The organism is Endozoicomonas sp. ISHI1, from assembly GCF_024606225.1.
GTDB lineage: Bacteria > Pseudomonadota > Gammaproteobacteria > Pseudomonadales > Endozoicomonadaceae > Endozoicomonas_A.
Map to the genome: position 1 here is coordinate 95,990 of NZ_JAGRPU010000004.1, position 13,516 is coordinate 109,505.

Annotated in this window: 3 protein-coding genes; all 3 read left to right on the forward strand. The window is 52.0% G+C overall.

The window, feature by feature from the left end:
• Positions 1 to 34: 34 nt before the first annotated feature.
• From KBW69_RS04710 to KBW69_RS04720, 3 genes are read left to right on the forward strand one after another with little or no spacing between them, the layout of a single operon-like run.
• Positions 35 to 4,165: a hypothetical protein gene (locus KBW69_RS04710; protein ID WP_257280103.1), complete on the forward strand. Its 4,131-nt coding sequence runs from the start codon at positions 35 to 37 to the stop codon at positions 4,163 to 4,165.
• 11 nt (positions 4,166 to 4,176) lie between these two features.
• The gene (locus tag KBW69_RS04715) at positions 4,177 to 8,703 is read left to right on the forward strand and encodes a hypothetical protein (RefSeq protein WP_257280104.1); all 4,527 of its coding nucleotides are present in this window, start codon (positions 4,177 to 4,179) and stop codon (positions 8,701 to 8,703) included.
• 11 nt (positions 8,704 to 8,714) lie between these two features.
• Positions 8,715 to 13,433, forward strand: coding sequence for a hypothetical protein (locus tag KBW69_RS04720; protein ID WP_257280106.1), 4,719 nt, complete (start codon positions 8,715 to 8,717; stop codon positions 13,431 to 13,433).
• Positions 13,434 to 13,516 lie beyond the last annotated feature (83 nt).

Consider the following 13,516-nt stretch of genomic DNA (forward strand, 5'->3'; position numbering starts at 1 on the left):
AGGATGATCCATTGGGCGAATAGAGAGATATTTCATGCCGTTACCCCCAACAGATGGGTCTACACCCCCACCCCCGGACAATGGCGCTTTGGCAAGCAGTGCTTCTCAAGAAGAGGGCTCTCAAAAAAAAGGTGCTCAACAACCAAAAAGAAAGCGCACCCGGGCAGGACGTCAGGCTGAGCCGACAGCGGGTGCCTCCAATATACCTCAGCATCAACAGAGTCCTGAACATCCATCACCAAAACTAAGGCGTGTTGATCAGGATCGCTGGAGTGTGGTCTCAGCCAGTGAGAGTCTGAACCCTGCCGCCACTCAGACGGACCCGGCTCCGATAGAGGAGACGATTGAATCCATGGAAGATGAAGATTCTGAAGACGCCACAGACATTCCCCCTGAGGTGCTCTCGGTGTTGGTACCAAGGCATCAGGGCATATTACAGAGACACTTTAGCGGTGAAAATCCAGATACCGCTGAACGTGCGGGAAGGGTGGTCCAAAGTGCTAAAAAACTGCTGAAAACCCTCCGGATAAGAAAGATCGGATTTTCTTACAACAGGGACAAGCCGCCATTGCCCACCCTTTTTGCCAGGATGAAAGTGTTTAGCATTATTAGTCAGGCTGAGCTTTTCACAAGCTATTTTGACAAAGCCACGGTGTTCTTCTCGGCGGTCAATACGGATCAAATTAAAAACACCGGCTGCCTTTCCAGTATGTTAGAAACGCCACCCCAATTAGAGCGCTTTGCAAGACTGTCTGATGAAGAGATCAGGGGCATTGCCGCTCATCCATTCCTGAAACAGATTGCTTCCATGTCCTCTAGCAGAGGCTTCCCGACGGAGCAGCAAGTGATGGCCTTTATGACCATGGCTTGCCTGAAAGTGGGCTGGCAGCCGGGCAACGACGAAGCCGTTCAGGGCAATCCGGTCGACCAGAAGCTGCTGGTGCATATTTCCTCCATGCACAGTGGCAGGGGATTCCCGAAAAAGGAAAAAGTGGAGGCCTTCCTCAGTATGCCCTGTCTGAAGGTGGGCTGGCAGCCGGGGCTTGATGAGGCCGTTCAAAACAACCCGATTGACCGGGACCTGCTCGTGCACATTTCCTCCATGTGCAACGGCAAGGGATTTCCGGGCAAGGAACAACTAGAGGCCTTCCTCAGCATGCCTTGTCTGAAAGTGGGCTGGACGGAGGGCTGCGATGAAGCTGTTCAAAACAACCGGATCGATCGAGAACTGCTCATGCGCATTGCTTCCATGAACTCTGGCAAAGGTATCCCGACAGAAGGACAAGTGAAAGCCTTTGTCACCATGCCTTGCCTGAAAGTGGGCTGGAAGCCGGGCCTTGATGAGGCCGTTAAAAACAACCCGATCGACCTTAAGCTGGCGATATGCATTGCCTCTATGAATCATGGCAAAGGGTTCCCGCCGGAGGCACAAGTGAAAGCTTTCATCACCATGCCTTGCCTGAAAGTGGGCTGGCGGCCGGGCCTTGATGAGGCCGTTAAAGACAACCCGATCGACCATAAGCTGCTCAGGAGTATTGCCTCTATAAACCATTCCAAAGGGTTACCGAAAGAAGCACAGGTAAAAGCCTTCATGTCGATGCTTTGCCTCAGGGTAGATTGGCAGCCGGGCAATGATAGGGCGTTACAAGACAACCCGATTGACCGGGAACTGATCACTCACATCGCCTCCATAAATCATGGCAAAGGCTTCCCGACGAAGAAGGAGGTAGAAGCCTTTATCTCTATGCTCTGCCTGAGAGAGGGCTGGCAGCCGGGCCTTGATGAAGCCGTTCAAAACAACCCGGTCAACCGGGAACTGCTCATGCGCATTGCTTCCATGCGTCATGACAAAGGCTTCCCGACGAAGGAGCAGGTGGAAGCCTTTATCTCTATGTCCTGTCTGAAAGAGGGCTGGCAGCCGGGCCGGGACGAGGCCGTTAAAGACAAGCCCATCGACTGGGAACTGCTCAGGAACATTGCCTCCATGAACAATGGCAAAGGCTTCCCGACCAGGGAGCAGGTGGAAGCCTTTGTCTCTATGGCCTGCCTGAAAGAGGGTTGGCAGCCGGGCCGGGACGAGGCTGTTAAAGACAAGCCTATCGACAGGGAGCTGTTAGTGCACATTGCTTCCATGAATAATGGCAGAGGCTTCCCGACGAAGAGACAGGTGGAAGTCTTTATGTCTATGTCCTGTCTGAAAGAGGGCTGGAGGAAGGGTTTCGATGAAGCCGTTCAGAACAACCCCATCAACCGGGAGCTGCTCATTTATATTGCCAGCATATGTAATAGTAGAGGCTTCCCGGTGGAGGCGAAGGTAATCGCTTTTGTTCAGTGGTTGCCTGTGAAGAACAAGAAACATTGCCTGAAGATGGCCAGCAGGGTGTTTGCAGCTTCCGGATTGCCTGAACAAAAGGAGTTGGCTGCCAATGAGAGAAGCATCCGTCAATATCTTCCTGATCTTCCAGGGCTATCCACAGAGAGTGACGACGACATCAGTGATGGAGAGGATGAGCTGGAAGAAGACGATGCAATGAATACATTGCCGTTGTTCAGTTCAATCCCCCAAAAGTGGCGTATGACGATTGGGGAGACCCTAAAAGCCCTGGCGTTGTTCTGCTCTGCTCCTCCAAAGTGGCGCATGACCATTGCGGAACTTGAACAATACCTGACCGCTTTCACAGATGACCGCAGTGAAAGAACGCAGGTGCTTTATGCCCTGGCATCGCTGATACCCATGCTCTTCCATCATGGTGGCGCGGGCGCACGCTTATGGCTGGCAAGACATCATGAAAACCAGCAAGACCAGAACGTACTGGCCAGGGCGCTCTCAATTTACGCTCCTCTGGATAACGTTAAGTTTGCCCTGACGCAGCTGCCTGAATCCGAGTGTCTGGATTACATTACACTGTGCAGAAAGCTGAATCCTGCCCCGAACAAACTGCAATGGGTGGCATTGGAGCCACTGAGGCAAAAACTGAATCAGCGATGTTCTCTGACACTGAGTAAAGCCAGGGTGTTGGAGATTCTCTGGTCGCAGCCAGAGGCTAAACGCTCAGGGTACGTAGAAAAGCTCGACAGCTTCTTCGAAACGGTGCCTTCTGTCCGCCAACTGTACTTGATACACCAGACATTCAAGCCGCAAAAAATGCAGGATTTCCTGGAAGCCTGTATTGCCCGGCAGAGCACTCACACCCTCAATGTAAAACAACAGGAGCTGCTACTGGAAGGGCTGCTGCTGGCACACTATTACCTGACTGACCACGAACAGATACCGGATCTATGCTTTTCATCGCAGGAGGCCAGTGCCGATGGCAAAGGAGTCATTATCAACGGTGATGCGCTCATGCCGGGACAAAAGCGGCTGTGGTACTTTATCGTTGCCCTGCTGATTGAGCTTGAACAGGCGCCAGAATATAAGTTTGAAAAGAACCGGCTGACGGTGCTTTCTAACGACAGAAGCATTGTATTGCCAAAACCGGAATTCAGTCTCGTGGGTAACGGTTTTATGATCAAAAACTGGTCGTTGGAACAGCTAAGAACATTTTTCGAGGCCAAAGACTTCACCGAACAGTGGTACAAGCCTCCACAGGATGAGCGGGAACTCTATGTCATCCAGCGAGATGAGAGACTGCCACGCAATAGCGCAAGCGTCCGTGAGACCCTTAATGAAAAAGCGAAGCCGCTGGCACCCAGTGCCATTCTCAGCATTATCAAGTCAGGCTTGCCATTAAAACCCGCAGTCTGGGCGTCACTGGAGCACTACGCCAATCTTGGTCAGCTCACCACCCGATTGTGCAGGGCGTTGGCTCCGGTGATTCAACGGCAGATGGAAGAGGCTCCGGATAGCGTAAAAAACGCCGTCACCGCAAGACTGACAGAAGGTGCAGATGAGGCCGTTGTCAGCCAGAGTTATTTTGCAACGGCGATGGACGCGGTGATAGACGCATTGAATCGTTTTCAGGTGCTGGAGGAAACAGAACTTGAAATGCTGGAACTTTTTCGCCACCAGATGAGTCCAAACCAACTCGCCACAGTGCTCCAAAAAATGAGCGATAGGGTTGATTTGGTAACACAGCTCGACTGGTACAAAGCCTATGAGGGTAAAAAGCAAGATTTGCTTGGGCTGAATGAATGGCTATTTGAGGATGACCCACTGGACGAATAGGGAGAGTTTACGTGCCATTACCCCCAATAGATGGATCTACGCCGCCACCTTTGGACGATGGGGCTTCGGTGAGTAATGGTTCTCAAAAAGAGGGCTCTCAAAAAAAAGGCGCTCAAAAACCAAAAAGAAAGCACACCCGGACAGGGCGTCAGGCTGAACCGGCAGCCAGTGCCTCCAATATATTGCAGCATCAACAGGCCTTTGAACCATCTCACATTCCCCCCATAAAGCTACGGCGTGTTGATGAGGGTCTCTGGCGTGTGGTCTCTTCCTTCGCAGTTCAGTCCACACAAGATCCATTGGAAACTGAATCGGTTATAACGGCTGACGAAGAGCCTCAGCCAATGGCTGTAATCGAACCGGAATCAGAAACTCCACCACCCGCCAGTGACAGTATGACCCCTGTCACCGGTGAAATAGAAGATGAAGATTTTGAAGACGCTTCAGAAATCCCTCCTGAAATTCTCTCGGTGTTTTCACCCAAACATCAGGCAGTGTTGAAGAACCACTACAACGATAGCAACCCGGATACAGCCCAGGCTGTGAGAAGCGTGGTCCAAAGTGCCAAAAAACTGCTGAAAACCCTCCGCAGGAGAAAGATCGGATTATCCTACAACAGAAGTAACCCTCCATTTCCCACCCTTTTTGCCAAATTGGAAACATTGAGTGTTATTAAGCAAGCTGAGCTTCTCTCAGCGTTTTTTGCCAAGGCGACGGTCTTCTTTTCGGCGGTCAATACGGATCAAATTAAAAACACCGGCTGTCTCTCAAGCATGTTGAGATGGCCGCGTCATATAGAGCGCTTTGCAAATAAAAATGATCATGAGATTCAAGCTGTTGCCGGACATCCATTCCTGAAACAGATTTCTTCTATGCGCAATAACAGAGGCTTCCCGACCATAGGCGAAGTGGATGACTTTATGAACATCGCTTGCCTGAAAAAAGGCTGGCAACCAGGCAACGATGAGGCCGTTCAGGACAACCCCATCGACCGGGAGCTGCTCGTGCACATTTCCTCCATGAATAATGGCAAAGGGTTCCCGACAGAGGAACAAGTGAAAGCCTTCATCACCATGCCCTGCCTGAGAGAAGGCTGGCAACCGGGCAATGATGAAGAGGTTCAAAACAACCCGATTAACCGGAGGCTGCTCAGGCATGTCGCTTCCATGAACAATAGCAGACGTTTTCCGTCAGAGCCTCAGGTGAAAGCCTTCATCACCATTCCTTGCCTGAAAATGGATTGGCAGCCGGGCCTCGACGAGGCGGTTAAAGACAAACCGATCGATTGGGAACTGGTTGCGCATATTGCCTCTATGAACAGTGGCAGAGGCTTCCCTGCGAAGGAGCAGTTAGAAGCCTTCATGAACATGCCTTGCCTGAAAGAGGGCTGGGAACCCGGCCATGACGAAGCCGTTCGTGGCAAACCGATCAACCGGGAACTGCTCATACGCATTTCCTCCATGAATAATGGCAAAGGATTTCCGACAAAAGAGCAAGTGGAGGCGTTTCTTAGCATGCTTTGCCTGAGAGAGGGCTGGCAGCCGGGTAATGACGAGGCCGTTAAAGACAGCCCGATCGACTGGGGGCTAGTGAAGAATATTGCTTCTATGAATAATGGCAAAGGTTTCCCGAAAGAAGCGAAAGTGAAAGCGTTCATCTCTATGATTTGCCTGAGAGAGGGCTGGCGGCCGGACCGCGACAGGGCGGTTAAAGACAATCCGGTCGACCGAAAGCTGCTCATGCATATTACCACCATGCATTGTGGCAGAGACTTCCCGACGCAAGAGCAAGTAAAAGCCTTCATCACCATACCTTGCCTGAAAGAGGGCTGGAAGCCGGGCCTTGATGAGGCTGTTAAAGACAACCCAATCGACTGGGAGCTGATTAAGAACATTGCCTCCATGCATAATGGCAGAGGTTTTCCGACAGGGCCGGAAGTGAAAGCGTTTGTGAGTATGCCTTGTCTTAAAGTGGGCTGGCAGTCGGGCAATGACGAGGCCGTTAAAGGCAATCCGATCGACCGAATGCTGCTAAGGCTCATTGCCTCCATGCATAATGGCAAAGGCTTCCCGACAGAGTCGGAATTAAAAACCTTCATGACCATGCCCTGCCTGAAAGTGGGTTGGCAGCCGGGCTGCGACGAGGCCGTTAAAGACAGCCCGATCAACCAGAAACTCTTCATGCTCATTGCCTCCATGAATAATGGCAAACGATTCCCAAATAAGGAGCAAGTGGAGTCTTTCCTGAACATGCCTTGCCTGAAAAAAGGCTGGCAAGAGGGTCGTGACGAGGCTGTTAAAGACAACCTGATCGACTGGGAGCTGGTCATGCATATTGCCTCCATAAATGCCAGCAGAGGTTTCCCGAAAGAGTGGCAAGTGAAAGCCTTCATCACTATGCCTTGCCTGAAAGTGGGTTGGCAGCCGGGCTGCGACGAGGCCGTTAAAGACAGCCCGATCGACCGGAAACTATTCATGCACATCATCTACATGAATTATCGTCTGGGCTTCCCGACCAGGGAGCAAGTGAAAGCCTTCATTACTATGCCCTGCCTGAAAGAGGGCTGGCAGCCAGGTCAGGATGCTGCTGTTAAAGACAAACCAGTCCACCGGGAGCTGCTTGGACACGTTGCCGCCATGTATTATGGTAAAGGCTTCCCGGTAGAGGCGGACGTAATAGCCTTTGTTCAATGGCTGCCCCGGGGTGACAAGAAGCTTTTCCTGAAGATGGCCAGCCGAGTGTTATGCAAGTCCGGGTTACCCGGGCATAGGGAGTTGGCAGCCAATGAGAGGTTATTTCGCTTACGCCTTCCAGATCTTCTGGAACTCTCCGGAGACATTGACTACGACATTGATGACTCCGATGATGAGCAGGAAGAAGACGATGCAATGAACTCATTGCCGCTGTTCAGTTCGGCTCCTAAAAAGTGGCGTATAACCATTGCACAGACCATGAAAGTCCTGGCGCTGTTCTGTTCTGCTCCTAACAAATGGCGTATGACGATGGCAGAGTTTGAACAATACCTGACCGCTTTCACAAACGCCCACAATGAAAGAACCCAAGTACTTTCTGCGCTGAGATCGTTGATACCGACGCTTTACAACCATGGTGGCGCAGGCGTACATTTCTGGCTGAAAAGGAAAAATGAAAAACCGCAAGACCAAGACTTGCTCACTAAGGCACTCTCCCTTTCCGCCCCCTTGGAAACCATAAAGCTTGCCCTGACGAAGCTTCCTGAACCCGAGTGTCTGGAGTACATCAGAGTGTGCAAAAACCTGAGTCCTGCCCCGAACAAAGAGCAATGGGAGGCATTGAAGCCACTTCGGGAAAGACTTGGTCAGCGATACCCCCTGAAACGAAGTAAAGCAATGATGCTGGAGCTTATCTGGTTGCAGCCAGAGGCCAAGCGCTCAGACTTTGCCCAAAAGCTCGACAGCTTCTTCGACACTGTCCCCGGGACTCACCAACTGTACCGGATACACCAGACATTCAAGCCACAAAAAATGCAGGATTTTCTGGAGGCCTGTATTGCCCGACAGACCTCCAATGCCCTTCAGGTAAAAGAACAGGAGCTTATATTGGAAGGGCTGCTGCTGGCACACCATTACCTGACTGACCACCAACAGATACCGAACCTTTGCTTTTCATCGCAGGTGGCCGGCACCGGTGGCAAAGGGGTGGTTATCAAAGGTGATGCGGTCATGGAAGGACAGAAGCGGCTGTGGCTCTTTATAGCCGCCATGCTGATTGAGCTTGAACAGGTACCTGAGTATAAGTTTGAAAAGCAACAGCTGACGATACTTTCCGGTAGTGGAACCATGACATTGCCAAAACCGGAATTCAGTCTCATCGGTAACGGTTTTATGATCAAGAACTGGTCGCTGGAGCAGCTAAACGCTTTTTTCGAGGCCACCGACTTCACTGAGCGTTGGTATAAACATCCTCAGGACGAGCGAGAACTCTATTTAGTCAGGCGTGATGAGCGACTGGCTGGCAATCGGGCAGGAGTCAATGAGACCGGACAGGATGGGAATCAGAAGTTGCTGCCACCCGGAGTCATCCTCAGTCTTATCAATTCAGGCAAGTCATTAAAACCCACAGTCTGGTCGTCACTGGAGCACTACGCCAATAATGGCCAACTCACCGCCCGATTATGCAGGGCGCTCGCTCCGGTCATTGAAAATCAGGCGGTTATCGTCCCGGATACCGTTAAAAACACCGTCACCGCAATGCTGGCAGAGTTGGATACAGAAGAGGCAATCCTCATTCAGCCAACTCCTGTAATAAACGAGTTGACCTTTAAAGCTGCGATGGACGCATTGAATCGTTTTCAGGTGCTGGAAGAAACAGAGCTTGAAATGCTGGAACTTTATCGCCCCCAGATGACTCCAATGCAACTCGCCACAGTGCTCAAAAAAATGAGCGACAGGGTGGATTTGCTGACACAGCTCGAATGGCACAAAGCCTATGAGAGTAAAAAGCAAGATTTGCCCGGTCTGAATGAATGGCTACTTGAGGATGAACTGTTTGATGTATAGGGAGAGGCTGCATGCCGTTACTGCCAATAGATGGATCTTCGCCGCCACCCCCGGACAGTGGGGCCTCGGTGAGGAATGGCTCTCAAAAACCAAAAAGAAAGCGCACCCGGACAGGGCGTCAGGCTGAACCGGTAACCGGTGCCTCCAATATACCGCAGCATCAACAGACCCCTGAACAGCCATCGCCCATTCCAGCCATTAAGCTAAGGCGAGTTGATGGAGAGCATTGGCGTGTGGTCTCTCCAATGGCCACTGAACCGGAATTGGAAAATCCACCACCCGTCAGTGAGAGCATGACCCCTGTCACCAGTGACATGGAAGATGAAGATTCTGAAGACGCCACAGACATTCCCCCTGAGGTGCTCTCGGTGTTGGTACCAAGGCATCAGGGCATATTACAGAGACACTTTAGCGGTGAAAATCCAGATACCGCTGAACGTGCGAGAAGGGTGGTCCAAAGTGCTAAAAAACTACTAAAAACCCTCCGGGTAAGAAAGATCGGATTCTCTTACAACCGGGACAAGCCGCCATTGCCCACCCTTTTTGCCAGGATGAAAGTGTTTAGCATTATTAGTCAGGCTGAGCTTTTCACAAGCTATTTTGACAAAGCCACGGTGTTCTTCTCGGCAGTCAATACGGATCAAATTAAAAACACCGGCTGCCTTTCCAGTATGTTAGAAACGCCACCCCAATTAGAGCGTTTTGCAAGACAAACTGATCAAGAGATCAGGGCCATTGCCGCTCACCCATTCCTGAAACACATTGCTTCCATGTCCGCTAGCAGAGGCTTCCCGACGGAGAAGCAAGTGAAAGCCTTTATGACCATGGCTTGCCTGAAAGTCGGCTGGCAACCGGGCAACGACGAAGCCGTTCAGGGTAATCCGGTCGACCAGAGGCTGCTGGCGCATATTTCCTCCATGAACAGTGGCAGGGGATTCCCGAAAAAGGAAAAAGTGGAGGCCTTCCTCAGTATGCCCTGCCTGAAAGTGGGCTGGCAGCGGGGGCTTGATGAGGCCGTTCAAAACAACCCGATTGACCGGGACCTGCTCGTGCACATTTCCTCCATGTGCAACGGCAGGGGATTTCCGGACAAGGAGCAACTAGAGGCCTTCCTCAGCATGCCTTGCCTGAAAGTGGGCTGGACGGAGGGCTGCGATGAAGCTGTTCAAAACAACCCCATCGACCGGGAGCTGCTCATACGCATTGCCTCCATGAACTCTGGCAAAGGTATCCCGACAGAAGGACAAGTGAAAGCCTTTGTTACCATGCCTTGCCTGAAAGTGGGCTGGCAGCCGGGCCTTGATGAGGCGGTTAAAAATAACCCGATCAACCTTAAGCAGGTGATATGCATTGCCTCTATGAATAACGGCAAAGGGTGCCCGCCGGAGGCACAAGTGAAAGCTTTCATAACCATGCCTTGCCTGAAAGTGGGCTGGCGGCCGGGTCTTGATGAGGCCGTTAAAGACAACCCGGTCGACCAGAAGCTGCTCAGGAACATTGCCTCCATAAACCGTCGCAAAGGGTTACCGACAGAAGCGCAGGTAAAAGCCTTCATGTCGATGCTTTGCCTCAGGGTAGATTGGCAGCCGGGCAATGACGAGGCAGTACGGGACAACCCGGTTGACCGGGAACTGCTCACTCACATCGCCTCCACAAATCATGGCAAAGGCTTTCCGAAGAAGAAGGACGTAGAAGCCTTTATCTCAATGCTCTGCCTGAGAAAGGGCTGGCAGCCGGGCCTTGATGAGGCCGTTAAGGATAATCCCATCGACCGGGAGCTACTCGGGCTCATCGTCTCCATAAATCATGACAAAGGCTTCCCGACGAAGAAGCAGGTGGAAGCCTTTATCTCTATGCCTTGCCTGAAAGAGGGCTGGCAGCCGGGCCTTGATGAGACCGTTAAAGACAGCCCGATCAATCGGAGACTGCTCAGGCATATTGCCTTGATGAATCATGGGAAAGGCTTCCCGACGAAGGAGCAGGTGGAAGCCTTTATCTCCATGCCCTGCCTGAAAGAGGGCTGGCAGCCGGGTCGGGACGAGGCCGTTAAAGATAAGCCCATCGACTGGGAACTGCTCATGCACATTGCTTCCATGAATAATGGTAGAGGCTTCCCGACGAAGGAGCAGGTGGAAGCCTTTATCTCCATGCCCTGCCTGAAAGAGGGCTGGAGCGAGGGTTGCGATGAAGCCGTTCAAAACAACCCGATCGACCGGGAACTGCTCATGCGCATTGCTTCTATGAATAGTGGCAAAGGCTTCCCGACCAGGGAACAGGTAGAAGCCTTTATCTCTATGCCCTGCCTGAAAGAGGGCTGGCAGCCGGGCCTTGATGAGACCGTTAAAGACAGCCCGATCAATCGGAGACTGCTCAAGCATATTGCCTCGATGAATAATCACAGAGGCTTCCCGACCAAGGAGCAGGTGGAAGCCTTTATCTCCATGCCCTGCCTGAAAGAGGGCTGGCAGCCGGGTCGGGACGAGGCCGTTAAAGATAAGCCCATCGACTGGGAACTGCTCATGCGCATTGCTTCCATGAATCATGGCAAAGGCTTCCCGACCAAAGAGCAGGTGGAAGCCTTTATCTCCATGCCCTGCCTGAAAGAGGGCTGGAGGGAGGGTTGCGATGAAGCCGTTCAAAACAACCCGATCGATCGGAAACTGCTCATGCGCATTGCTTCCATGAATGATGGTAATGGCTTCCCGACCAAGGAGCAGGTGGAAGCCTTTATCTCTATGCCCTGCCTGAAAGAGGGCTGGCAGCCGAACCTTGATGAGACCGTTAAAGACAGCCCGATCGATCAGAGACTGTTCGCGCATATTGCCTGCATAAGTTCTCGACAGGGCTTCCCGGCTGAGGCGGACTTAAAAGTGTTTGTTCAGTGGCTGCCAGTGAACAACAGGAAACATTGCCTGAAGATGACCAGCCGGGTGTTTAAAGGCTCCGGGCTGCCCGAACAAAGCCTGTTGACGGCGAACGAGAGAGCATTTCGCCCATATCTTCCCGATCTTCCGGAACTCGCTATAGAGAGTGACTGCGAGATCAGTGATTCCGATGATGAGTGGGAGGAAGACGATGCAATGAATGTATTGCCGTCGTTCAGTTCGGCTCCCAAAAAATGGCGTATGACGATTGAAGAAACCATGAAAGTCCTGGCGCTGTTCAGTTCAGCCTCCAGAGAGTGGCGCATGACGATAGCGGAATTTGAACAATACCTGACCGCTTTCACAAACGCCCGCAACGAAAGAATGCAGGTGCTTTATGCCCTGGCATCGTTGATACCCATGCTCTTCAATCATGGCGGCGCCGGTGTTCGCTTCTGGCTGGCGAGACATAATGAACACCAACAAGACCAGAACGTACTCAGCAAGGCGCTCTCAATTCCCGCCTCCCTGGATACTGTAAAATTTGCCCTGACGCAGCTGCCTGAATCCGAGTGTCTGGATTACATTACGTTGTGTAAAAACCTGAGCCCGGTTCCTGACAAAGCGCAATGGCAGGCACTGGAGCCACTGAGGCAAAAGCTCAAGCGGCAATTTATCCTGACACAAAGCAGTCGATGGACGGTAGAGATTATCTGCTCACAGCCAGAAGCTAAACGGCCGGGCTATGTTGAAAAGTTCGATAGTTTCTCCGAAACGGTTCCTTCCATCCGTCAACTGTACCGGATACACCAGGCATTGGGATGGCGGAAAATGCAAGGTTTCCTGGATGCCTGTATTGCCCGGCAGACTGCAAATTCCCTCAATCTGAAAGAACAGGAGCGGCTACTCGAAGGGCTGCTGCTGGCACACCATTACCTGACTGACCACGAACAGATACCGGATCTCTGCTTTTCATCCCGGGTGGCCAGTGCCGATGGCAAAGGGGTCATTATCAAGGGTGATGCGCTCATGCCGGGACAGAAGCGGCTGTGGTACTTTATCGCCGCTCTGCTGATTGAGCTTGAGCAGGTGCCAGAGTACAAGTTTGAAAGACAGCGGCTGACGGTGCTTTCTGGCGACGGAAGCATTGTATTGCCAAAACCGGAATTCAGTCTCGTCGGTCCCGGTTTTATGATTAAGAACTGGTCGCTGGCACAGCTGAACGTTTTTTTTGAGGCCACCGACTTCACCGAACGCTGGTATAAGCATCCTCAGGATGAGCGGGAAGTCTACGTGATCAGGCGTGATGAGCAAGTGGCTGTTCGGGCAAGGGCCAATGAGACCCGGCAGGCTGGAAATAATAGAGTAACGCCACTGCTGCCACCCGGAGTTATTCTCAGTCTTGTCAAGTCAGGCAAGCCACTAAAACCCGCAGTCTGGGCATCGCTGGAGCAGTACGCCAATAATGGCCAGCTCACCGCCCGATTATGCAGGGCATTAGCCCCAGTCATTCAAAGTCAGGCAGCTACCGTTCCGGATATCGTTAAAAACGCCGTCACCGCATCGCTGGCAGAGGTGGATGCGGCCACTCCCACTCAGCCATCTCCCGTGATCAACGAACTCACCTTTGAAGCAGCAATGGAGGCACTGAATCGTTTTCAGGTGCTGGCGGAAACAGAGCTTGAAATGCTGGAACTTTATCGCCCCCAGATGACTCCAATGCAACTCGCCGCGGTGATCAACAAAATGAGCGACAGAGTGGATGTGGCGACACAGCTCGAATGGCACAAAGCCTGTGAGGATAAAAAGAGGGATCCGCTCGGGCTGAATGAATGGCTATTTGAGGATGAACTGTTTGATGTATAGGGAGAGACTGCATGCCGTTACCGCCAGCAGATGGATCTACGCCGCCACCTTTGGTTTCCCGGTTAGCCTCTCGATTACCAGAG